At 72.8% G+C, this 22,699-nt stretch carries 18 protein-coding genes; 17 read left to right on the top strand and 1 reads right to left on the bottom strand.

Annotated features, from left to right (window positions below):
* Positions 1 to 8: 8 nt before the first annotated feature.
* The 8 genes from folC to rodA all read left to right on the top strand — a co-directional run bounded on the left by folC (position 9) and on the right by rodA (position 9,179).
* On the top strand, positions 9 to 1,520 hold the full coding sequence (gene folC / locus ABT345_RS32310; RefSeq protein WP_345084122.1) for a bifunctional tetrahydrofolate synthase/dihydrofolate synthase: 1,512 nt from the start codon (positions 9 to 11) through the stop codon (positions 1,518 to 1,520).
* Positions 1,521 to 1,522: 2 nt separating this feature from the next.
* Entirely contained in the window at positions 1,523 to 1,876 is a 354-nt protein-coding gene (locus tag ABT345_RS32315) for a DUF4233 domain-containing protein (RefSeq protein ID WP_345084119.1), read from the top strand.
* Between the two features lie 184 nt (positions 1,877 to 2,060).
* Positions 2,061 to 2,474, top strand: coding sequence for a nucleoside-diphosphate kinase (ndk, locus tag ABT345_RS32320; protein WP_345084116.1), 414 nt, complete (start codon positions 2,061 to 2,063; stop codon positions 2,472 to 2,474).
* A gap of 304 nt (positions 2,475 to 2,778) precedes the next feature.
* Positions 2,779 to 3,798: a rod shape-determining protein gene (locus ABT345_RS32325; protein WP_003985182.1), complete on the top strand. Its 1,020-nt coding sequence runs from the start codon at positions 2,779 to 2,781 to the stop codon at positions 3,796 to 3,798.
* Between the two features lie 284 nt (positions 3,799 to 4,082).
* Positions 4,083 to 5,006, top strand: coding sequence for a rod shape-determining protein MreC (mreC, locus tag ABT345_RS32330; protein WP_345084113.1), 924 nt, complete (start codon positions 4,083 to 4,085; stop codon positions 5,004 to 5,006).
* 10 nt (positions 5,007 to 5,016) lie between these two features.
* Complete coding sequence (gene mreD, locus ABT345_RS32335; protein WP_345084110.1) at positions 5,017 to 5,736, top strand: rod shape-determining protein MreD; 720 nt, start codon at positions 5,017 to 5,019, stop codon at positions 5,734 to 5,736.
* A gap of 42 nt (positions 5,737 to 5,778) precedes the next feature.
* Positions 5,779 to 7,968 carry a penicillin-binding protein 2 gene (mrdA, locus tag ABT345_RS32340; RefSeq protein WP_345084107.1) on the top strand — a complete coding sequence of 730 codons (2,190 nt, stop codon included), beginning with the start codon at positions 5,779 to 5,781 and terminating at the stop codon, positions 7,966 to 7,968.
* A complete protein-coding gene (gene rodA / locus ABT345_RS32345; protein WP_386461153.1) occupies positions 7,965 to 9,179 on the top strand; it encodes a rod shape-determining protein RodA in 1,215 nt (404 codons plus the stop codon). Before mrdA ends, rodA begins: the two co-directional genes overlap by 4 nt.
* On the opposite strand, the gene ABT345_RS32350 is transcribed toward rodA, so the two are convergent.
* The gene (locus ABT345_RS32350; protein WP_345084104.1) at positions 9,089 to 9,619 is read right to left on the bottom strand and encodes an ATP-binding protein; all 531 of its coding nucleotides are present in this window, start codon (positions 9,617 to 9,619) and stop codon (positions 9,089 to 9,091) included. The genes rodA and ABT345_RS32350 overlap by 91 nt on opposite strands.
* 456 nt (positions 9,620 to 10,075) lie before the next feature.
* Between ABT345_RS32350 and ABT345_RS32355 the strand changes: the two genes are divergently transcribed.
* The 9 genes from ABT345_RS32355 to obgE all read left to right on the top strand — a co-directional run bounded on the left by ABT345_RS32355 (position 10,076) and on the right by obgE (position 22,647).
* The gene (locus ABT345_RS32355) at positions 10,076 to 11,713 is read left to right on the top strand and encodes a CYTH and CHAD domain-containing protein (protein ID WP_345084101.1); all 1,638 of its coding nucleotides are present in this window, start codon (positions 10,076 to 10,078) and stop codon (positions 11,711 to 11,713) included.
* Between the two features lie 154 nt (positions 11,714 to 11,867).
* Positions 11,868 to 13,796, top strand: a complete 1,929-nt coding sequence (locus ABT345_RS32360) for a TIGR03960 family B12-binding radical SAM protein (protein WP_345084098.1) — start codon at positions 11,868 to 11,870, stop codon at positions 13,794 to 13,796.
* Between the two features lie 160 nt (positions 13,797 to 13,956).
* Positions 13,957 to 14,508 (top strand): GNAT family N-acetyltransferase, encoded by a 552-nt coding sequence (locus ABT345_RS32365; RefSeq protein WP_345084095.1) that lies wholly within the window; start codon positions 13,957 to 13,959, stop codon positions 14,506 to 14,508.
* Positions 14,509 to 14,583: 75 nt separating this feature from the next.
* Positions 14,584 to 15,321, top strand: a complete 738-nt coding sequence (locus ABT345_RS32370; protein WP_345084092.1) for a hypothetical protein — start codon at positions 14,584 to 14,586, stop codon at positions 15,319 to 15,321.
* A 147-nt stretch (positions 15,322 to 15,468) separates the two neighbouring features.
* Positions 15,469 to 16,272, top strand: a complete 804-nt coding sequence (locus ABT345_RS32375; protein WP_345084089.1) for a TIGR03936 family radical SAM-associated protein — start codon at positions 15,469 to 15,471, stop codon at positions 16,270 to 16,272.
* Positions 16,273 to 16,490: 218 nt separating this feature from the next.
* A complete protein-coding gene (locus tag ABT345_RS32380) occupies positions 16,491 to 20,252 on the top strand; it encodes an Rne/Rng family ribonuclease (protein WP_345084086.1) in 3,762 nt (1,253 codons plus the stop codon).
* A gap of 230 nt (positions 20,253 to 20,482) precedes the next feature.
* Positions 20,483 to 20,803: a 50S ribosomal protein L21 gene (gene rplU, locus ABT345_RS32385; protein ID WP_345084083.1), complete on the top strand. Its 321-nt coding sequence runs from the start codon at positions 20,483 to 20,485 to the stop codon at positions 20,801 to 20,803.
* Positions 20,804 to 20,817: 14 nt separating this feature from the next.
* Positions 20,818 to 21,075, top strand: a complete 258-nt coding sequence (rpmA, locus tag ABT345_RS32390) for a 50S ribosomal protein L27 (RefSeq protein ID WP_009717948.1) — start codon at positions 20,818 to 20,820, stop codon at positions 21,073 to 21,075.
* 135 nt (positions 21,076 to 21,210) lie between these two features.
* The gene (obgE, locus tag ABT345_RS32395) at positions 21,211 to 22,647 is read left to right on the top strand and encodes a GTPase ObgE (RefSeq protein WP_345084074.1); all 1,437 of its coding nucleotides are present in this window, start codon (positions 21,211 to 21,213) and stop codon (positions 22,645 to 22,647) included.
* The last annotated feature ends 52 nt before the right edge of the window (positions 22,648 to 22,699 follow it).

The following is a 22,699-nucleotide window of genomic DNA, read 5'->3' on the forward strand; positions in this document are numbered from 1 at the left end:
TGGTCGGCGTGAGCGAGAGCCCCCAGAACGACGACCCCGAGCAGACCGACGCCTTCGAGGAGATGGTCGACGCCGAGACCCGGCGCGACCCCGATCTCGCGGTGATCGAGGCCGGCAGCCGCACCCTGCGCGCCCAGGCCGGACCCCCGCAGGGGGACGTGCCGGCCCGGCCCGAGGACCCCGAGACCGACCGTGCGCTGCGCGCGGTCGAGGAGGAGCTGGGGGGCCGCTGGGGAGAGACCAAACTCGACCCGTCCATCCAGCGCATCGAGGCGCTGCTGGACATCCTCGGCTCCCCGCACCGTGCCTACCCCGCCATCCACATCACCGGCACCAACGGCAAGACCAGCACCGCCCGGATGATCGAGGCGCTGCTCGGCGCCTTCGACCTGCGCACCGGCCGGTACACCAGCCCGCACGTCCAGTCCGTCACCGAGCGGATCAGCCTGGACGGCGCGCCGATCTCCGCCGAGCGCTTCATCGAGACGTACCGGGACATCGCCCCGTACATCGAGATGGTCGACGCCCAGCAGGAGTACCGGCTGTCGTTCTTCGAGGTGCTGACGGCGATGGCGTACGCCGCGTTCGCCGACGCCCCGGTGGACATCGCCGTCGTCGAGGTCGGCATGGGCGGCACCTGGGACGCGACCAACGTCATCGACGGCGATGTCGCGGTGATCACCCCCATCGCGCTGGACCACACCGACCGGCTGGGGGACACCCCCGAGAAGATCGCGGCCGAGAAGTCCGGAATCATCAAGAAGGACGCGACGGTCGTGCTGGCGCAGCAGCCCGTCGAGGCGGCGTCGGTGATGCTCAAGCGCGCGGTCGAGGTGGACGCCACCGTCGCCCGTGAGGGCATGGAGTTCGGCGTGCTCTCCCGTGAGGTCGCGGTCGGCGGGCAGATGCTGACGCTGCGCGGTCTGGGCGGCGAGTACCCGGAGATCTTCCTGCCGCTCTACGGCGCCCATCAGGCGCACAACGCCGCGGTGGCGCTCGCCGCGGTCGAGGCGTTCTTCGGCATCGGCTCCGCGCACGCCCGCAGCCTGGACATCGACACCATCCGCCGGGCGTTCGCCTCCGTCGCCTCGCCGGGCCGCATGGAGGTCGTCCGCCGCAGCCCGACGGTCGTGCTGGACGCCGCGCACAACCCGGCGGGCGCCCGGGCGGCGGCCGACGGCGTCACCGAGGCGTTCGGCTTCAGCCGTCTGGTGGGCGTGGTCGGCGCCAGCGACGACAAGGACGTCCGGGGCCTCCTGGAGGCGTTCGAGCCGGTCTTCGCCGAGGTCGTGATCACCCGCAATTCCAGCCACCGCGCGATGGACCCGGACGAGCTGGCCGCGGTCGCCGTCGAGGTCTTCGGCAGCGAGCGGGTCCAGGTCGAGCCGAGGCTCGACGACGCCCTGGAGGCGGCGATCACCCTCGCCGAGGAAGAGGGCGAGTACTCCGGAGCCGGTGTGCTGGTCACCGGCTCGGTGATCACGGTCGGCGAGGCCCGGCTGCTGCTGAGGAGAGGCTGACGATGCGTACGCTCTGTGCGAGCACCCTGATCGGCGAGTTCTTCGTCATCGGCTTCGCCGGTCTGGTGGCGATGCAGCTCAACGACCTCCCGGCGGCCACGGTCTGGACGGTCAGCGGCATCGCGATGCTGCTCTGCGTCCTGCTGTGCGGTGCGCTGACCCGCCCCGGCGGCGTGCAGCTGGGCTGGGCCCTGCAGATAGCCCTGATCGCCAGCGGTTTCATCGTCCCGACGATGTTCTTCCTCGGCCTGGTCTTCGCCGCCCTGTGGTGGGCGTCGGTGCACTACGGCCGGAAGATCGACGAGGCGAAGGCCCGCTGGGCGGCGATGGCCGAGGCGGAGGCGGAGGCCGCGTAGCGTCCGCCGCGCGGCGGCGGCGTGCGGGGCGGAGCGGCCCGGTGGCCCGTGCGGTGCCGGTGCGTGGCGCCCCGGCGGCGCACCGTGCGGGCGGCGCCCGCCCGCGGTCCCGCCCGCCGGGTGCGGGCCGCTTCCCTGTAGCCTCGCCTCACCGCAGTCCCGTTCTTTCCAAGGAGCCTTCTTCATGAGCCAGCGCACTCTCGTCCTTCTCAAGCCTGACGCGGTCCGTCGTGGCCTGGTCGGCGAGATCATCGGCCGGATCGAGCGGAAGGCCGGCTGGACGATCGGTGCCCTGGAGCTGCGCACCCTCGACCGCGCCATCCTGGAGCAGCACTACGCCGAGCACGTCGGCCGGGACTTCTACGAGCCGCTGGTCACCTTCATGTCGTCCGGCCCGGTGGTCTCCCTCGTCGTCGAGGGCGAGCGGGTCATCGAGGGCGTCCGCGCGCTCGCCGGTCCCACCGACCCGATTACCGCACCGAGTGGGTCCATTCGTGGGGACTTCGGCACGATCACCCGGGAGAATCTGATCCACGCCTCGGATTCCGAAGAGTCCGCCGAGCGGGAGATCAAGATTTTCTTTCCCGGCCTTTCCTGACACATCATCGCGCGTATACCGCTCGTGACCAGGGGCGACCGGGGAAATCACCGGTCGCCTCCTGGCATATGAAGGGCGTTTTGGGGAACGCGACTCCGCGACACGACGTCACCGTTGAGTAAGGCGGGTGCGGCTACCGCCGACAATGGCGCAAGTGGCGCCCACCGCCGTGTTCGAGCGGGCGGCGCGACGAACTACGATGAAGCTTCCGCGCCGCGTTGGCGCATCACCATCACCTCCTGCCGACCTCAAGTAAGCATTCGCTCCAGTTGGGAAGGCCAGACGTATCCTCATGGGGAACAACATGTCGTTCATCGGCCGTGACATGGCTGTCGACCTCGGCACCGCCAACACGCTGGTGTACGTCAGGGGTCGCGGGATCGTGCTGAACGAGCCCTCGGTCGTGGCCATCAACACCAACACCGGTGGCATCCTCGCGGTGGGCGCCGAGGCGAAGAAGATGATCGGGCGCACCCCCGGCAACATCGTCGCCGTACGGCCCCTCAAGGACGGCGTCATCGCCGACTTCGAGATCACCGAGCGGATGCTCCGGTACTTCATCCTCAAGATCCACAAGCGGCGGTATCTGGCCCGCCCGCGGGTCGTGGTCTGCGTCCCCTCCGGCATCACCGGCGTCGAGCGCCGCGCCGTCATCGAGGCGTCGACGCAGGCGGGTGCGCGGCAGGTGCACATCATCGAGGAGCCGATGGCCGCCGCGATCGGCTCCGGACTGCCGGTCCACGAGGCCACCGGCAACATGGTCGTCGACATCGGCGGCGGCACCACCGAGGTCGCCGTCATCTCGCTCGGCGGCATCGTGACGGCCCAGTCCATCCGCGTCGCCGGCGACGAGCTGGACAACGCGATCATCCAGCACATCAAGAAGGAGTACAGCCTTCTGCTGGGCGAGCGGACCGCCGAGAGCATCAAGATCACCATCGGTTCGGCGTACGACCTGGAGCAGGACGAGCACACCGAGATCCGCGGCCGCGACCTGGTCTCCGGGCTGCCGAAGACCGTCGTCATCTCCGCCGCCGAGGTCCGCAAGGCCATCGAGGAGCCCGTCAACTCCATCGTCGACGCGGTCAAGACGACCCTCGACAAGTGCCCGCCGGAGCTGTCCGGCGACGTCATGGACCGCGGCATCGTCCTCACCGGCGGCGGCGCCCTGCTCCGCGGTCTCGACGAGCGGCTGCGCCGCGAGACCGGTATGCCCATCCACATCGCCGAGGACCCGCTCGACTCCGTCGCGCTCGGCTCCGGCAAGTGCGTCGAGGAGTTCGAGGCGCTCCAGCAGGTCCTCGACTCCCAGCCGCGCAGGTAACCCGACCGGACCGTCCACGGCGCGGACGCCCTGCGGCGTCCGCGCCGGACGGGCACCATGGCGGAGGGCCGTCCCGTTCTTTTCCCGGCCCGCTGATATACAGGACCACTCCGGGACGGGCCCCGTCGGCCTCCCGGCACCGCCCCAACACCCCGAAAAATCCGGTGGACTGACCCCGCACCACCAGCCACCGCACACACAGGCACAACGCTCAGCACTCCCGAACGAGACCGGCGCGGGCCCGCAGCCGGCCGGTCCTACGAGGAAGGACACGGCCGCCGCACGTGAGGGACACACGAGAGAGCCGGCTGCTACTTGTGCTGCTGGTCGCCATCGCGTTCGCGCTGATCACGGTGGACATCCGCGGTGGCGAACAGTCCCCGCTCGACGGTGCCCGCCAGGCCGCCGCCTCCGCCTTCGGCCCCGTCGAGAACGGGGTCGCCGGAGCGGTCAACCCGATCGGCAACGCCATCGGCGCGGTACGCGACTCGGGCGAACGGCACACCAGGATCGCCGCGCTGGAACGCGAGAACGCCGCCCTGAAGGCCAGGCTCGGCTCGTCCGACCGCAACCGCAACCGCGCCGCCGAGCTGGACAAGATGCTCAAGACCGCCGGCGCCGGCCAGTACGGCATCAAGGGCGCCCAGGTCATCGCCATCGGCGCCGCCCAGGGCTTCTCCTGGACGGTCACCATCGACGCGGGCAGCCGGGACGGCATCGCCCGCGACATGACGGTGCTCAACGGCGACGGGCTCGTCGGCCGCGTCACCACCGTCGGCACCTCCACCGCCACCATCCTGCTCGCCAACGACCCGGACTTCACCGTCGGCACCCGTATGGAGAAGACCAACGAGATCGGCTTCGCCTCGGGTCAGGGCGGCCGGGCGATGCGGGTGCAGCTCCTCAACGGCAAGGCGGCGGTGAAGAAGGGCGACCGGATGGTCACCTTCGGCTCCAGCAAGGACAAGCCGTTCGTGCCTGGTGTGCCGGTCGGCCGGGTCGTCAAGGTCGAGCCGTCCAACGGCGATCTGACCCGCACCGTCCAGGTCAGCACCTATGTCGCCTTCTCCCAGCTCGACGTCGTCGGCGTGGTCGTCCAGCCGCCGCGCCAGGACCCGCGGGACACCGTGCTGCCGACGCCGCCGGCCAAGCCCCGGCCGACGCCCACGGTCACCGTCACCGCCGACCCGACCGACGGCGAATACTAGGAGCTGACCGATGCGCCTCTACCGGATCCTGCTGACCGTCCCGCTCGTGATCGTCGCCCTGGTCCTCCAGGTCAGCGTCCTGGCCCGGCTCCAACTCCCCGGCGCCGTACCGGACCTGCTGCTCCTCGTCGTCGTCGGCCTCGCCCTGGTCTACGGGCACGTCGGCGGCGCTCTCGTCGGCTTCGCCGCCGGCCTCCTCGCCGACCTCGCGCCCCCGTCCGACCACGCCATCGGCCGCTACGCGCTGGTGCTCTGCATCGTCGGCTACGCCGCGGGCCTGACCCGCCCGGAGAACGGCCGCCACCGCTCGGCGACCGTCCCGCTGCTCGCCGTCCTCGGCGCCGCCGTCGTCTCCACCCTGCTCTACGCGGGCGTCGGCGCGCTGGTCGGCGACACCACCGCCCGGCACGTCGGCGTCGGCGGTCTGGTCCTCAGCGCCACCGTCTACGACCTGCTGCTCGCCCCGTTCATCGTCCCCGGCGTGATGGCGCTCGCCCGCCGCCTGGAGGGCGAGCCGCTGACCGGCGACGGCCCCGGCAGCCCGAGCGGTTCGGTCGCCGGGCGGGAGCCCGCGTACGGCTGGATGACCACCGGCACCGGCCTCAAGGCGTCCCGCGGCGGGATGAAGCCCGGCCGGGCGCCGAAGCCGGCCCGCTCCTCCCGGGGCGGCCTCCTCGGCCGCTCCGCGCGCAACAAGGCCGCTCGCATCAAGGGGGTCAAGCGGCTGTGACCGACCGACTGCCCCGCACCCGGACCGAGCTGCGGAGGCGCCGTGAGCAACATTCCTGAGACCGGCCGGACCTCCCGCGTCACCGCCCGGCTCGTCGCGATCCAGATCCTCGTCTTCTCCCTCCTCCTCACCCTCGGCGGCCGCCTCTGGTACCTCCAGATCCGCAACGGCCAGGAGTACGCGAGCAAGGCCCGCAGCAACCACGTCCAGCAGGTCGTCGACCCGGCCACCCGCGGCTCGATCCTCGACGCCCGCGGGGTGCCGCTCGCCGACAACGAGACCCGGCTGGTGGTCTCCGCCAGCCGCACCGAGCTGCTGAAGATGAAGGACGACGGCAAGGCCGTCCTCGGCCGCCTCTCCGACGTCCTCGGCATCCCCGAGCAGGAGATCCGCAACAAGGTCCGGCTCTGCGACGCGAAGACCCCGCAGCCGTGCTGGAACGGCTCGCCGTACCAGCCCATCCCGATCACCGACAAGGCCACCACCCAGCAGGCCCTGCAGATCCGCGAGCGCTCCGAGGACTTCCCCGGCATCAGCGCCGAGCCGACCGCCGTGCGCCGCTACGCCGCCCCGGCGAAGGCGCAGACCGCGCAGGTCCTCGGCTATCTCTCGCCGGTCACCGACGAGGAGATCAAGAAGGCCGAGCACACCCGCTCGCCGCTGCTGCGCTCGGACCAGATCGGCCGCTCCGGACTGGAGCGGACGTACGACAGCGCGCTGCGCGGCAAGGCCGGCGTCACCCGCTACGAGGTCGACAACCTCGGCCGGGTCATCGGCAAGGCCCACAGCGACCCGGCCGTCCCCGGCGCCAACGTCATCACCAGCATCGACGCCCGGGTGCAGGCGGTCGCCGAGAAGGAGCTGTACCAGGCGATGAAGGACGCCCGCCTGGAGCACGACAAGAACACCGGCACCAACTACAAGGCGGACGCCGGCGCCGTCGTCGTCATGGAGGCGAAGACCGGCCGCGTCGTCGCGATGGCGTCCAACCCCTCGTACGACCCGAACGCCTGGGTCGGCGGGATCTCCGGCAAGGACTACGCCAAGCTCACCGGCAAGAAGTCCAACTATCCGCTGCTCAACCGCGCGACCCAGGGGCAGGCGGCGCCCGGCTCGATCTTCAAGGTCATCTCGACCACCGCCGCCGTCAACGCGGGCTACCCGTTCAACGGGCACTACCCCTGCACCAGCTCGTTCAACATCGGCAGCCAGGTCTTCAAGAACTTCGAGTCGGAGAACTTCGGCCCGATCAGCCTCGGCCGCGCGCTGGAGGTCTCCTGCGACACGGTCTTCTACAACATCGCCTACGACCAGTGGAAGAAGGACGGCGGCAACAGCCCGAAGAACCCCGCCGACTGGTTCTACAAGACGGCCCATCAGTTCGGCCTCGGCAAGAAGACCGGCATCGACCTGCCGGACGAGGTCAGCGGCCGGGTGCCGGACCGCCGCTGGAAGAAGGACTACTGGGAGGCGAACAAGACCGGCTGGTGCGCCCAGGGCAAGAACGCCGACGACTACGTCTCCAAGATCGCCCGGGAGAACTGCGAGTCCGGCATGAAGATGCGCGCCGGTGACTCCGTCAACTACTCCATCGGCCAGGGCGACACCCTCGTCACCCCGATCCAGATGGCGACGATCTACGCCGCGCTCTCCAACGGCGGCACGCTCCACGACCCGACCCTCGGCAAGGCGATCGTCAGCCCCGACGGCAAGAAGATCGAGAAGATCACGCCGAAGGCGCACGGCAAGCTGCCCGACTCCCCGCAGACGCTCAAGCAGATCGACGCGGCGCTCGCCGGCGTCGCCACCCGCGGCACCGCCGCCTGGCGCTTCCAGGGCTGGCCGCAGGAGAAGATCCCGATGCACGCCAAGACCGGTACCGCCGAGGTCTACGGCAAGCAGACGACCTCCTGGTTCGCGACGTACACCAAGGACTACGCCATCGTCATGACCATCTCCCAGGGTGGTACCGGCTCCGGCGCCTCGGGACCGGCCGTCCGCAAGATCTACGACGCGCTCTACGGCGTCGACGAACAGGGCGGCATCGACAAGAAGGCCGCACTGCTGCCGGCCCCGCAGTCGTCGCTGCCGGTCATCGGCCGCGACGGCACCATCCAGGCGCAGCCCCTCGAACCCGCCGAGCCCGCCGACGACCCGTCGGCGGACCAGACGGACGAGGCGGATCAGACGGGTCAGGCGGATCAGACGGACCAGGGAGGGGACGAAGGATGACCACGAGCCCCACCTCCCGGATGTTCAACGTCCGGCGGTACGCCCCGGAGACCGGCACCTGGGGCAAGCTGATGGACCGCGACTCGGCGGTCCGCAAGCTCGACTGGCCGCTGCTGCTGTCCGCGCTGGCGCTGTCGCTGCTCGGCTCGCTGCTGATCTTCTCCGCGACCCGCAACCGCATGGAGCTGAACCACGGCGACCCGTACTACTTCTTCCTGCGGCACCTGCTGAACACCGGCATCGGCCTGGCGCTCGCCGCCGGGACGATCTGGCTCGGCCACCGCACGCTGCGCGGCGCCATCCCGGTGCTCTACGGCGTGTCGGTGGTGCTGGCGCTGCTGGTGCTCACGCCGATCGGCGCCACCATCAACGGCTCGCGGTCCTGGCTGGCGATCCCCGGCGGCTTCTCGCTGCAGCCCGCCGAGTTCGCCAAGATCACCATCACGCTGGGGATGGCGATGATCCTCGCCTCCCGGGTGGACGCGGGCGACACCCCGCACCCCGACCACCGCACCGTCGTCCAGGCGCTCGGCCTCGCCGCCGTACCCGTCCTCGTCATCCTGCTGATGCCGGACCTCGGCTCGATCATGGTGCTGGGCGCCATCATCCTCGGTGTGCTGCTCGCCTCCGGCGCCTCCAACCGCTGGATCCTCGGCCTGCTGGGCGCCGGCGTCGCCGGCTGCCTCGCGATCTGGCAGCTCAACCTCCTCGACGAGTACCAGATCGCCCGCTTCGCCGCGTTCGCCAACCCGAGCCTGGACCCGGCTGGTGTCGGCTACAACACCAACCAGGCGCGCATCGCCATCGGCGGCGGCGGGCTCACCGGCTCCGGACTCTTCCACGGCAGCCAGACCACCGGCCAGTTCGTCCCCGAGCAGCAGACCGACTTCATCTTCACCGTCGCCGGTGAGGAGCTGGGCTTCCTCGGCGCGGGCCTGATCATCGTCCTGCTGGGCATCGTGATGTGGCGCGCCTGCCGCATCGCCCGGGAGACGTCGGAGCTGTACGGCACGATCGTCGCCGCCGGCATCATCGCGTGGTTCGCGTTCCAGGCGTTCGAGAACATCGGCATGACGCTGGGCATCATGCCGGTCACCGGTCTGCCGCTGCCGTTCGTCTCCTACGGCGGTACGTCGATGTTCGCCGTCTGGATCGCCATAGGGCTGCTCCAGTCCATCCGGGTGGAGCGGCCGGTGTCGGCCTCCCGCTGAGCCCCCACGCGCGGGACGCGCAGTTCGAACCAGAGCCCGGCGGGGCGGTCCGTCCCGCCGGGCTCCGCCGTGCCCCAGGCGTCCGCCAGGGCGCCGAACAGCAGGCCGGAGAGGTCCGCGGCGCCGTCGTGCCCGGCCCGGGGCGCGGGCCCGCCGTGGACGCTGACCCGCACACCAGCTGGCCCGTCGCCGGTCACCACGCGGACCAGCACATCGGGCGCACCGTCCGTGAGCGGGTGCGCCCGGGTGACCGCCTCGGAGGTGAGCAGGACGGCGGTGTCCCGCAGCGGCTCGGCCGCCGTGCCGCGCAGCACGGCGCGGACGAAGTCGCGGGCGGCCCGGGCGGCGGCGGGCCCGCTGGGCGCGATCAGCAGGTGCGGGCGGGCGCCGGCCGGGGCGCGGTCCGGCCGGCGGGCGCCGGTGGTGCGGGACGCGTGCACGGGTTCTCCCTTCCCGGGAGGTCGGCCGCCGGAGGCCGCGCGGGCGCCGGCGGACGGACGGCATCGGGCGGGCCGGACGAGGGCGTGCGGACCCTCCGCCTCCGGCCTCGCACACCGTAATTCGAGCCGGCGCAGGGCGATCCCCGTCCCGGCGGGCGCGCCGTCGTCAGCCGGGGCGCACGGGGGCGCGGAACGGTGGCGCACGGCGGACAGCGCGCCGGTGCCCGGCGCCCCGGCGCGGGGCGTCGCGCGGCCCCCGGTCCCGGGCGGGGGCCGGGCGCCTCGGCGTGCGGGCGGCGTCCGGTCGGATCCGGGCGTTGCCGCGTGGCGTCCGCCGGGCCGGGCCCTCGTCCATTGCGCCGGGGCATCCCGGCGGCGGGCGACGGCCGCCACCCGCACCGGCTCCGGGCAGGCGGTGGGCGGCACGCGCCGGGCCGAGGTTCTAGATTCGGAGGTATGGCGCACACCGTGCGGGAGACCGAGCGGAAGTACGACGGCGTCCGGCTCCCGGATCCGGCCGCCGTCCCGGGGGTCGCCGCGGCGCAGCCGGGCGGCGTCACGGCTCTCGACGCGCTCTACCACGACACCGCGGACGGCCGCCTCGCCGCGGACGCCGTCACCCTGCGCCGCCGGACCGGCGGCCCCGACCCCGGCTGGCATCTGAAGCTCCCGGTGGGCCCGGACGTCCGCGACGAGATCCGCGCCCCGCTCGCCGACGCCGTCCCGCCCGAGCTGGCCGCCCTCGTACGGTCACGGGTGCGCGGCGCCGCGCTGGTGCCCGTGATGCGGCTGCGGACCCGGCGCGAGGTGACGGTGCTGACCGACGCCGCGGGGACGCCGCTCGCGGAGCTGGCGTACGACGAGGTCCGCGCCGAGCGGCCGGACGGCGCCCGCGCGTCCTGGCACGAGGTGGAGGCCGAACTCGCGCCCGGCGCCGCACCGGAGCTGCTGGACGCCCTGGACACCTGGCTACGGGCCGCGGGGCTGACGCCGGGGGCGTATCCGTCGAAGCTCGCCCGGGCGCTGGCGGCGACGGCGGCGGAGCACGGCGCGGGGCCGGCGCCCCGTAACGGTCGGGAAGGCCGCTCGAAGGAAGGCGCCGGCGGGGGAGAGGCGCTCCCCGACGCTCAGGAACCCTCCCGGAGGAAGAAGTCCGCCCGCGAGGCCGGCTCCGGGCGCAAGCGGGCCGCGGGCCGGGGCAGCGGCGCGCCCACCGCCGGGGACACCGTCCTCGCGTATCTGCGGAAGCAGGTGCGGGCGATCGTCGCGCTCGATCCCGCGGTCCGCCGTGAGCTGCCCGACGCGGTGCACCGGATGCGGGTCGCGACCCGTCGGCTGCGCGGTGTGCTGCGCTCGTACCGCCGGCTGCTCGACCGGGCGGCGACCGATCCCGTGGTCGCCGAACTCGGTTGGCTGGCAGGGGAGTTGGGGATCGACCGGGATCGCGAGGTGCTGAGCGCGCGGGTCGGTGACGGGGTCGCCGCGCTGCCGCGGGAGCTGCGCGCCGGGCCCGTCCGCGCCCGGGTGCGTGCCTGGTCCCGGCCCCGGCGCGGCGCCGCCCGGCGGCTGACCGGGGTGCTCGACGGCCACCGCTATCTGACGCTGCTCGACACCCTGGACCGGCTGCTCGCCGACCCGCCGCTGCGCCCCGCCGCGGCCCGCGCGCCCGGGAAGGAGCTGCCCCGGGCGCTGCGCAAGGACTTCCGGCGGCTCTCCGGCCGGATGCGCCGCGCGCTGGAGACCCCGCCGGGCCCGGAGCGGGACCGGGCGCTGCACGAGGCCCGCAAGGCGGCCAAGCGCTTCCGGTACGGCGCGGAGGCGGCCCGCCCGGCGCTGGGCCGCACCGCCGCCCGGTGCGTCCGCAGGGCCACCGCCCTCCAGGAGGTGCTCGGCGAACACCACGACACCGTGGTGACCCGCGACGCCCTCCGCGACCTGGCCGACCGGGCGCACGCGGCGGGTGAGAACGCCTTCCCCTACGGCCTGCTCCACGGCCGTCAGGAGGCGCTGGCGGCGGCCTGCGAGGAACGCCTGCCCCGGCTCTGGAAAAAGGCGAAGAAGAAGGCACCCCCGGGAGCGCGGAAAGCCGCCTGACGGGCCGCGCCCCGCGCCCGGCCGGGCCCGTACGTGCGGGGCCCGCTCCGTAACCCACCGCACCCCCCGCATCACCCCCGGCACACGTCAAGGATGCCCCTTCGGACACGTTAGGCTTGAGGGTCACCCCTGCCCGCTGACGAAAGATCCCGCGATGCCTGTCGAGTCGGTCTTCCCGCGCCTGGAGGCCCTTCTCCCGCACGTCCAGAAGCCGATCCAATACGTCGGCGGCGAGCTGAACTCCACCGTCAAGGAGTGGGACGACTGCGATGTCCGCTGGTCGCTCATGTACCCGGACGCCTACGAGGTCGGCCTGCCCAACCAGGGCGTGATGATCCTCTACGAGGTGCTCAACGAGCGCGAGGGCGTCCTCGCCGAGCGCACCTACAGCGTCTGGCCGGACCTGGAGGCGCTGATGCGGGAGCACGGCGTCCCGCAGTTCACCGTTGACGCGCACCGCCCGGTCAGCGCCTTCGACGTGCTCGGTGTGTCCTTCTCCACCGAGCTGGGCTACACCAACCTCCTCACCGCCCTGGACCTCGCCGGTATCCCGATCGAGGCCAAGGACCGTACCGAGGACCACCCGCTGATCCTCGCGGGCGGTCACGCCGCGTTCAATCCGGAGCCCATCGCGGACTTCCTGGACTGCGCGGTCGTCGGCGACGGCGAGCAGGCCGTCCTGGAGATCACCGACATCATCCGGGCGTGGAAGGCCGAGGGCCGCCCCGGCGGCCGCGACGAGCTGCTCTTCCGCCTCGCGAAGACCGGCAACGTCTACGTCCCCAAGTTCTACGACGTCGAGTACCTGGCCGACGGGCGGATCTCCCGCGTCGTGCCCAACCGCTCCGGCGTCCCGTGGCGGGTCTCCAAGCACACCGTCATGGACCTCGACGAGTGGCCCTACCCCAAGCAGCCGCTCGTCCCCCTGGCCGAGACCGTCCACGAGCGGATGTCGGTCGAGATCTTCCGTGGCTGCACCCGCGGCTGCCGTTTCTGCCAGGCCGGCATGATCACGCGTCCCGTCCGGGAGCGAAGCATCACCGGCATCGGCGAGATGGTGGACAAGGGCCTCAAGGCCACGGGATTCGAGGAGGTCGGCCTGTTGTCGCTGTCCTCCGCGGACCACACCGAGATCGGTGACGTCGCCAAGGGCCTCGCCGACCGGTACGAGGAGGACAAGATCGGCTTGTCCCTCCCCTCCACCCGGGTCGACGCGTTCAACATCGACCTGGCCAACGAGCTGACGCGCAACGGCCGTCGCTCGGGACTGACCTTCGCGCCCGAGGGCGGCTCGGAGCGCATCCGCAAGGTCATCAACAAGATGGTCTCGGAAGAGGACCTGATCCGCACCGTCTCCACGGCGTACGGCAACGGCTGGCGCCAGGTGAAGCTGTACTTCATGTGCGGGCTGCCGACCGAGACCGACGAGGACGTCCTCCAGATCGGCGACATGGCGGTCAACGTCATCGCCGAGGGCCGCAAGGTCTCCGGCCAGAACGACATCCGCTGCACGGTCTCCATCGGCGGGTTCGTGCCCAAGCCGCACACGCCGTTCCAGTGGGCCCCGCAGCTCTCCGCCGAGGAGACCGACGCCCGGCTCGCCAAGCTGCGCGACAAGATCCGCGGCGACAAGAAGTACGGCCGCTCCATCGGCTTCCGCTACCACGACGGCAAGCCCGGCATCGTCGAGGGCCTGCTCTCCCGCGGTGACCGCCGCGTCGGCGCCGTGATCCGCGCCGTCTACGAGGGCGGCGGCCGCTTCGACGGCTGGCGCGAGTACTTCTCGTACGACCGCTGGATGCAGGCGGCCGAGAAGACGCTGCCGGACTTCGGCGTCGACGTCGCCTGGTACACCACCCGCGAGCGCACCTACGAGGAGGTCCTGCCCTGGGACCACCTCGACTCCGGTCTCGACAAGGACTGGCTCTGGGAGGACTGGCAGGACGCCCTCGACGAGACCGAGGTCGAGGACTGCCGCTGGTCCCCGTGCTTCGACTGCGGCGTCTGCCCGCAGCTGGACCTCGACATCCAGATCGGCCCGACGGGCAAGAAGCTGCTGCCGCTGTCGGTGGTCAAGAAGTAGCCGCGCGGGCGGGGGAGTTGCGGTAAGCAGCTCCTCAAGTGGCCGCGTACAGGCGGGAGTTGAGGTCATCGACTCCTCAAGTGGCCGTACCCGCTAGGCATTTCGGCCCGGCATCGCACACCGCGATGCCGGGCCGTTCCCGTTCCCGCACACTGGGGCGATGCCGCCCCGTCTCACCGCACCCGGCGTCCGCGTCCACGCGTCCTTCCTCGCCGCCATGGCCGAACTGCGCGCCGAGGGGCGCGGCGCTCCCGAGGACGGCTCCGCCGTCGGCCGTGACCTGCGGGAGTACGGCGACCGCTGGCACGACCCCGCCGTCTTCGCCGCCTACACCGCCCGCCTCCGCGCCGCCCGCGAGGAGACCGGCGACGGCCGCATCCCCTGCGACCACCTCTGGTACACCGACGGCGCCGCCTACCTCGGCGGACTGCGCCTGCGCCACCGGCTGAACGCCTTCCTGCTCTCCTACGGCGGCCACATCGGCTACGACGTCCGGCCCACCGCCCGCCGCCGCGGCCACGCCACCGCGATGCTCCGCGCCGCCCTTCCCCGCGCCCGCGAACTGGGGCTCGCACGGGTGCTGATCACCTGTGATGCCGTCAACACCGCCTCCCGTAAAGTCATCGAGGCGTGCGGCGGGGAGTACGAGGACCGGCGCGGGGACAAGCTCCGCTTCTGGGTACCGACGGGGGCGACGCCCCCGGTGCCCTGAGACCGCACGGGAACGACGGCGGTAACGGCAGCGGTTCGGAAAACCGCGGCGGTACGGAAAACCGGGGGAACGCGCATGACGCACGGCGGCGACGCATCGAAGGGCCCGGCGCCCGGCGGCGGAGGCACCGTGCCGGGCTGCTGCCTCGCCCGGCTCCTCGCCATCCCCGTGGTGATCGTCATGGTGCCGCTCCGACTGCTGTGGGACGCGCTGTCCTGGACCGGCCGGCACGTCCTCGCCCCCGTCGGCCGATGGCTGTACGACTGGATCCTCGCGCCGGTGGGCCGGGCGGTGGCCTGGCTCCTCCACCACCTGGTCGTGGTCCCGCTGGCGTTCCTCGTCCGGTATCTGGTCGTGGTCCCCGCCCGCTGGCTGTACCGCTGGGTACTCACCCCGGTCGGTCGGGCGACGGTCTGGCTGCTCCACCACGTCCTGGTGATCCCGGTCCGCTTCCTCGTCCGGTATCTGATCGTCGTCCCGGCCCGCTGGATCTGCCGCCGGATCCTCGCCCCGCTCCTGCGGTGGCTCGTGGTGATCCCCGCCACCGCCGTGTGGCAGTACGTGCTGTGGCCGGCGCTCCGCGCGCTGGGGGCGTTCCTCGGCGCGTGCTGGCGGATCGCCGGGCGGATCTCCCGGGCCGTCGGCCGGGGCGTCGCGTTCCTCTGGCGGTGGCTGGTGGCCCGGCCGTCGCGCCGGCTGTACCGCACGGTGTTCACCCCGGTGGGTCATGGTCTGCGCGCCGTTCTCGCACCGCCGCTGCGGCTGGCGCGGGACGCCGTCCGCGAGGTCCGCCGGTCCCTGTTCGGCGCCTGAACCGGGCCCCGGGCGGCGGCCGGGCCGCACCGCGGGGAACCAGCGGTGCGTGTGGCACGTACTCTTGGTAGCAGTACGACCGCACTCACGAAGGACTGAACGACACTGGGCAAGCGACAGCCCGAAGGCCCGCCGCCCGCACCGGCGGTGCAGCGCATCCGTCTGCGCTACACCAAGCGCGGCCGCCTCCGGTTCACCAGCCACCGCGACTTCCAGCGCGCTTTCGAGCGGGCGCTGCGCCGCGCCGAGGTCCCCATGGCCTACTCGGCGGGCTTCACCCCGCACCCCAAGGTGTCGTACGCCAACGCCGCCCCGACGGGTACGGGCAGCGAGGCCGAGTACCTGGAGATCCAGCTCACCCAGGAGCGCGACCCCGCGACCCTGCGGGCGCTGCTGGACGCGTCGCTGCCCGCGGGCCTCGACGTGACCGACGCCGTGGAGGCGCGGACCAGCGGCCTCGCCGACCGGCTCCAGGCCTCGGTCTGGGAGATCCGGCTCGACGGCGTCGAGCCGGCGGAGGCCGAGCGGGCCGCGGCGGCGTTCCTCACCGCCGAGGAGGTGCAGGTCGAGCGCCGCACGAAGAACGGCATGCGGGCCTTCGACGCACGGGCCGCGGTCCGCGCGCTGGAGGCCTCCGCCGCCGATGGCGATAGGCCCGACGGCGGAGCCTGTGCGATACTGCGGCTGGTTGTTCGGCATGTGACACCTGCCGTTCGACCCGACGACGTCCTGTCCGGCCTCCGAGCCGCGGCCGACCTGGCGCCGCCGGTCCCCGCAGCGGTGACCAGGCTGGCGCAGGGGCTGCTCGATGAGGAGACCGGCGCGGTGACCGACCCGCTGGCGCCCGACCGCGACGCTGCCACGGCCGCCCCACCCACGGCCGCCGGGCCACGTGCCGCGACGGCGCCGAGCGGGGGCAACCCGGCCGGTGCCGGGCACGGCACCGCGTAGAGCGCCGTCGTCGCGTCGCCGACCAACCAGGGAGCCACCCCGGTGCGGCAGACGCACTGACCAGGAGACTTTCGCCGGCCCCGGACCACGGGCCCGGCGAGCGAGACGACAGCTCCCGTGCGGCGCCCGCGCCCCGGACCGCAGAGCCGCGCCCATGAGCGCGGCGCTGCGGCCGGACCAGGCCCGGCGCCCGGGAGCGTGACGGGAGAACCGCCCGCATGCTCGAACCCATTGAGCCCACCGCACCCGCGCCGTCCACGGACCGTGGCGCGGACGACAACAATTCCCCCAGCGACACGCTGCCGCCGCGCCGCAGGCGCCGTGCGGCATCCCGCCCGGCCGGCCCGCCGCAGGGCGCCGCAGCCACCGCCGAGGTGAGCGACGCCCCCCAGGCGGCCGCGCCGCAGACGTCCGAGGCGCCCGCCGCGGAGGCGCCCGCCGAGGAGGCCGCGCCGGCCCGTCCGCGCCGCCGGGCGACCCGTAAGGCCACCGCTCCGGCCGGTGCCCCGCAGCCCGCCGCGGAGGCCGCCGAGGCGCCCGCGCCGCAGGCCGAGGCCGCGCCCGCCGCCGAGGCGCCCGCCGAGGACGCCGCGCCGCGTGCCCGTACCCGCCGCCGGGCGACCCGTAAGGCCACCGCGCCCGCCGGTGCCCCGCAGCGCGCGGACGAGACCCCCCAGGCCGCCGAGGCGCCCGTCGCCGAGGCCCCGGCCGAGGAGGCCCCCGCCGCCGAGGAGCCCGCCGTGGAGGCCGCGCCGGCCCGTCCGCGTCGCCGGGCGACCCGTAAGGCCACCGCCCCGGCCGGTGCGCCGCGCGCCGCCGAGGAGGCTCCGGTCGCGCAGGCTCCGGCCGCCGCGCCCGTCGAGGAAGCGCCGCAGGCCGTCGAGGAGACGCCCGCGCCCCGCGCCCGCCGCCGGGCGACCCGTAAGGCCACCGCGCCCGCCGGCGCCCCGCAGCACGCGGACGAGGCCCAGGAGGCCCCGGTCCAGGAGGTCCCGGCCGAGCCGAAGGCGGAGGCCGACGAGGTGCCGCGCCGCCGGGCCCGCCGCCGTGGCGAGCGGGTCGCCGAGCCCGTCGCCGAGGCGCCGGCCGCCGAGGAGGCGCCCGCCAAGGAGGCCCCGGCCCGTGGCCGCCGCCGTGCGCAGCGTCCGCCGACGGCCGTCTTCCAGGCGCCGGTCTTCGCCGAGCCGATGTTCCAGACCCCGGAGACCGCGGCCGCTGCCGCCGCCGCGGCCCGCCGCGAGGAGGAGGCCGCCGCCGCGGTCGAGCCCGAGCAGCCCCGCGAGGAGCAGCCGTCCGTCCGCCGTCGCCGCCGCCGCGCCGAGCGGGTCGCCGAGCCCGTCGCCGCCGCGCCCGCCGAGGAGCCGGAGGAGAGCGCCGAGGAGCCCGAGGAGGCCGAGGAGAGCGCCGGGCAGCGCGAGGCCGCACACGACGACGAGTCGGGCGACCGCCCCTCGCGCCGCCGCCGCCGCGGTGGCCGCCGCCGCCGTCGCGGTGAGGCCGCCGACGCCGACGAGCAGGCCGCCGAGGCGTCCGAGCAGCAGGAGGGCGCCGAGGACGAGGAGAGCGCCGAGGAGCCGGCCGCCGAGGAGCAGGCCGAGGCCGAGGAGGCGTCCGGCGGCTCCAGCAGCAGCCGTCGCCGCCGCCGTCGCCGCCGTCGCAGCGGCGACGCCGACGGGGGCGAGGCCCATGGCGGCGACGACCCGGAGCGCACCGTCGTCAAGGTCCGTGAGCCGCGTGAGCGCAAGGCGGAGTCCACCAGCAGCGACGAGGTCCAGTCGATCAAGGGCTCGACGCGTCTGGAGGCCAAGAAGCAGCGCCGCCGCGAGGGCCGTGAGCAGGGCCGCCGCCGGGTGCCGATCATCACCGAGGCGGAGTTCCTGGCGCGCCGCGAGGCCGTCGAGCGGGTCATGGTCGTCCGCCAGAGCGGCGAGCGCACCCAGATCGGCGTGCTGGAGGACAACGTCCTCGTCGAGCACTTCGTCAACAAGGAGCAGTCGACCTCCTACGTCGGCAACGTCTACCTCGGCAAGGTGCAGAACGTCCTGCCGTCGATGGAGGCCGCCTTCGTCGACATCGGCAAGGGCCGCAACGCCGTGCTGTACGCGGGCGAGGTCAACTTCGAGGCGCTCGGCATGGGCAACGGCCCGCGCCGCATCGAGACCGCCCTCAAGTCCGGCCAGTCCGTGCTGGTGCAGGTCACCAAGGACCCGATCGGCCACAAGGGCGCCCGCCTGACCAGCCAGGTCTCGCTGCCCGGCCGCTACCTCGTCTACGTGCCCGAGGGCTCGATGACGGGCATCAGCCGCAAGCTGCCCGACACCGAGCGCGCCCGGCTGAAGCAGATCCTCAAGAAGATCGTCCCCGAGGACGCGGGCGTGATCGTCCGTACCGCCGCGGAGGGCGCCAGCGAGGACGAGCTGCGCCGCGACGTGGAGCGCCTCCAGGCGCAGTGGGAGGAGATCCAGAAGAAGGCGAAGACGCCCTCGACGAGCGCGCCGAGCCTGCTCTACGGCGAGCCGGACATGACCGTCCGGGTCGTCCGCGACATCTTCAACGAGGACTTCTCGAAGGTCATCGTCAGCGGTGACGACGCCTGGGAGACCATCCACGGCTATGTCTCGCACGTCGCCCCGGACCTCACCGACCGGCTCCAGAAGTGGACGTCGGACGTGGACGTCTTCGCGACGTACCGGATCGACGAGCAGCTGATGAAGGCGCTGGACCGCAAGGTCTGGCTGCCCAGCGGTGGTTCGCTGGTGATCGACAAGACCGAAGCGATGGTCGTGATCGACGTCAACACCGGCAAGTTCACCGGTCAGGGCGGCAACCTCGAAGAGACCGTGACGAGGAACAACCTCGAAGCGGCCGAGGAGATCGTCCGCCAGCTGCGCCTGCGTGACCTCGGCGGCATCGTCGTCATCGACTTCATCGACATGGTCCTGGAGTCCAACCGCGATCTGGTGCTGCGGCGGATGCTGGAGTGCCTGGGCCGCGACCGGACCAAGCACCAGGTGGCCGAGGTCACCTCGCTGGGCCTGGTCCAGATGACCCGTAAGCGGGTCGGCCAGGGCCTGCTGGAGTCGTTCTCCGAGCCCTGCGTCCACTGCAACGGCCGCGGCGTCATCGTCCACATGGACCAGCCGACGACGGCCGGCGGTGGCGGCAAGCGCAAGAAGAAGGGCAAGGGCGGCGGCGAGCGCCACGACCACCACGAGCAGGTTGCCGAGCAGCCCGCGGAGCCGGTGGCCGAGCAGCCCGAGGCGCCCGAGCTGGAGCCCGCGCCGGTGACCGAGGCCGAGCTGCAGCCCGCGGTGGCCGACGCCGACGAGTGGTTCAGCAGCCCGGCCGAGGCCGAGGCGGCCGCCGCCTCGCGCGGCCGTGGCCGTCGCCGGGCGAGCCGGAAGGCGTCCGCCCCGGCGGGCGCGCCGAAGGCCGCCGAGGCCGCCGCGATCGTGGTGGAGACCGCCCCGGAGCCGCAGGCCGCGCCCGAGCCGCAGCCCGAGGCGCCCGCCGCGCCGGAGCCGGAGCCCGCTCCGGCCCGTCCGCGCCGCCGTGCGACCCGTAAGGTGTCCGCCCCGGCGGGCTCCCCGCAGGCCGCCGAGGCGACGGTCGTCGTGGTCGAGACCCCGGAGACCGCCGCGCCGCAGGCCGCCGAGGCGCCCGCGGAGGCGGTCCAGGCTCCGGCGGAGAGCGCCGAGGCTCCGGCCGAGGCCGTGGCCGAGGAGGCGCCCGCCGCCAAGAAGACGGCGAAGAAGGCGGCGAAGAAGGCCACCACCGCCAAGAAGACGACCGCGAAGAAGACCGCGGCGAAGAAGACGACGGCGAAGAAGGCGGCGGCGAAGAAGACCACCACCGCCAAGAAGACCGCCGCGAAGAAGACGACCGCCAAGAAGACCGCGGCGAAGAAGACGACGGCGAAGAAGGCGGCGGCCAAGAAGACCGCTGCCGCCGAGCCCGCCTCGTCCGCCGCGGAGGACTGACGGCCCCGGCCGCGCCCCGGGTCGGTGACGACCCGGGGCCGGTTTGACCCCCAGGTCAAGGCCCCGTAACCTTGACCGTCGGTGTCTGTGTGACGCCAAACCCCTGAGCACACACCTCCCGGCTCTCCGCCGGGGGAGGCCGCTCGTCCACTCGGATTTCACGGGAGTCTCCCAAGCCCGTGTGAGCGGCTGGCATCAGAGGATCCGTTTCCAGCGAAGGAGAGTTCCGCGTGTACGCGATCGTGCGCACCGGCGGACGCCAGCAGAAGGTTTCTGTCGGCGACGTCATCGAGATTGACCGCATTTCCACCAGCAAGGTCGGCGACACCGTCGAGCTCTCGACGCTGCTGGTTGTCGACGGCGAGTCGGTCACCAGCGACCCGTGGGTCCTGGCCGGCGTGAAGGTCCAGGGCGAGGTCGTGGACCACCACAAGGGCAACAAGATCCGGATCCAGAAGTACAAGAACAAGACCGGCTACAAGAAGCGGATCGGCCACCGCCAGCTCCACACGGCGCTGAAGATCACCGGCATCGACGCTCCGGCGAAGTAAGGGACTGAGGAGACATGGCACACAAGAAGGGCGCATCGTCCACTCGGAACGGTCGCGATTCCAATGCTCAGCGGCTCGGCGTGAAGCGCTTCGGCGGTCAGGCCGTCAACGCCGGTGAGATCCTGGTCCGCCAGCGTGGCACCCACTTCCACCCGGGCACGGGCGTCGGCCGCGGCGGCGACGACACCCTGTTCGCCCTGGCTGCGGGCGCGGTGCAGTTCGGCACCCACCGTGGTCGCAAGGTCGTGAACATCGTTCCGGTCGCTGAGTGATCAGCCGCCGGGCGACAGCTCAGCAGTAGCACCACTCCGAGGGCGGACCGCCTTTCTCGCACGAGCGGGAAGGCCGGTCCGCCCTTGGCGTGTTAGTACAGAGACATCCCCGTAGTTATCTGGAGGCACCTCACCATGACCACCTTCGTGGACCGCGTCGAACTGCATGTCGCCGCGGGTAACGGAGGCCACGGCGTGGCCTCCGTGATGCGGGAGAAGTTCAAGCCGCTCGGCGGGCCGGACGGCGGCAACGGCGGGCGCGGCGGCGATGTGATCCTCGTCGTCGACCAGGACGTCACCACGCTTCTCGAATACCACCACCACCCGCACCGCAAGGCCACCAACGGCCAGCCGGGCGCCGGTGACCACCGCGCCGGGAAGAACGGCCAGGACCTGATCCTGCCGGTCCCGGACGGCACGGTCGTCATGGACCGCAAGGGCAACGTCCTCGCCGACCTCGTCGGGCAGGGCACCACCTTCATCGCGGGGCAGGGCGGTCGCGGCGGTCTCGGCAACGCCGCGCTGGCCTCGGCGCGCCGCAAGGCCCCCGGTTTCGCGCTGCTCGGCGAGCCCGGTGAGGCGCGCGACATCGTGCTGGAGCTGAAGACCGTCGCGGACGTCGCGCTGGTCGGCTTCCCGAGCGCCGGCAAGTCCTCGCTGATCTCGGTGCTGTCGGCGGCCAAGCCGAAGATCGCGGACTACCCGTTCACCACGCTGGTCCCCAACCTCGGTGTGGTGACGGCCGGTTCGACGGTCTACACCATCGCGGACGTGCCCGGTCTGATCCCCGGCGCCAGCCAGGGCAAGGGCCTGGGCCTGGAGTTCCTGCGCCATGTGGAGCGCTGCGAGGTGCTGGTCCACGTGCTGGACACCGCCACGCTGGAGTCGGACCGCGACCCGCTCTCCGACCTCGACATGATCGAGGCGGAGCTGGCGCAGTACGGCGGGCTGGAGAACCGGCCGCGGATCGTCGTCCTCAACAAGGTCGACATCCCGGACGGCCAGGACCTCGCCGACATGATCCGCGGCGATCTGGAGGAGCGCGGATTCCGCGTCTTCGAGGTGTCGGCCGTCGCCCGCCAGGGCCTGAAGGAGCTGTCGTACGCGCTCGCCGAGATCGTGGCGCAGGCGCGTGCCGCCAAGCCCGTGCAGGAGGCGACCCGGATCGTCATCCGGCCCAAGGCGGTGGACGACTCCGGCTTCACGGTCACCGAGGAGGGCGAGAACTTCTACCGGGTGCGCGGCGAGAAGCCGGAGCGCTGGGTGCGGCAGACGGACTTCAACAACGACGAGGCGGTTGGCTACCTCGCGGACCGGCTCAACCGTCTCGGCGTGGAGGACGCGCTGCTCAAGGCCGGTGCGCACACCGGCGACGGCGTGGCGATCGGCCCGGAGGACAACGCCGTGGTCTTCGACTGGGAGCCGACGATGGCCGCCGGTGCGGAGATGCTCGGCCGGCGCGGTGAGGACCACCGTATGGAGGCGCCGCGGCCCGCCGTGCAGCGCCGCCGCGACCGCGATGCGGCGCGGGACGAGGCGGAGCAGGAGTACGACGGCTTCCGCCCGTTCTGACCCACCTGTGCCGAAGGCCCCGGGAGGATGCTCCGCCCGGGGCCTTCGGCAT

The organism is Streptomyces sp. NPDC000404, from assembly GCF_040300365.1.
GTDB lineage: Bacteria > Actinomycetota > Actinomycetes > Streptomycetales > Streptomycetaceae > Streptomyces > Streptomyces ramulosus.

What these genes read in the sequence shown, in the direction of transcription:
- ABT345_RS32315 (WP_345084119.1), top strand. Translation starts at nt 1,523, where the DNA reads ATGCGTACGCTCTGTGCGAGCACCCTGATCGGCGAGTTCTTCGTCATC.
- ndk (WP_345084116.1), top strand. Translation starts at nt 2,061, where the DNA reads ATGAGCCAGCGCACTCTCGTCCTTCTCAAGCCTGACGCGGTCCGTCGT.
- ABT345_RS32325 (WP_003985182.1), top strand. Translation starts at nt 2,779, where the DNA reads ATGTCGTTCATCGGCCGTGACATGGCTGTCGACCTCGGCACCGCCAAC.
- mreD (WP_345084110.1), top strand. Translation starts at nt 5,017, where the DNA reads ATGCGCCTCTACCGGATCCTGCTGACCGTCCCGCTCGTGATCGTCGCC.
- rodA (WP_386461153.1), top strand. Translation starts at nt 7,965, where the DNA reads ATGACCACGAGCCCCACCTCCCGGATGTTCAACGTCCGGCGGTACGCC.
- ABT345_RS32355 (WP_345084101.1), top strand. Translation starts at nt 10,076, where the DNA reads ATGGCGCACACCGTGCGGGAGACCGAGCGGAAGTACGACGGCGTCCGG.
- ABT345_RS32360 (WP_345084098.1), top strand. Translation starts at nt 11,868, where the DNA reads ATGCCTGTCGAGTCGGTCTTCCCGCGCCTGGAGGCCCTTCTCCCGCAC.
- ABT345_RS32365 (WP_345084095.1), top strand. Translation starts at nt 13,957, where the DNA reads ATGCCGCCCCGTCTCACCGCACCCGGCGTCCGCGTCCACGCGTCCTTC.
- ABT345_RS32370 (WP_345084092.1), top strand. Translation starts at nt 14,584, where the DNA reads ATGACGCACGGCGGCGACGCATCGAAGGGCCCGGCGCCCGGCGGCGGA.
- ABT345_RS32380 (WP_345084086.1), top strand. Translation starts at nt 16,491, where the DNA reads ATGCTCGAACCCATTGAGCCCACCGCACCCGCGCCGTCCACGGACCGT.
- rpmA (WP_009717948.1), top strand. Translation starts at nt 20,818, where the DNA reads ATGGCACACAAGAAGGGCGCATCGTCCACTCGGAACGGTCGCGATTCC.
- obgE (WP_345084074.1), top strand. Translation starts at nt 21,211, where the DNA reads ATGACCACCTTCGTGGACCGCGTCGAACTGCATGTCGCCGCGGGTAAC.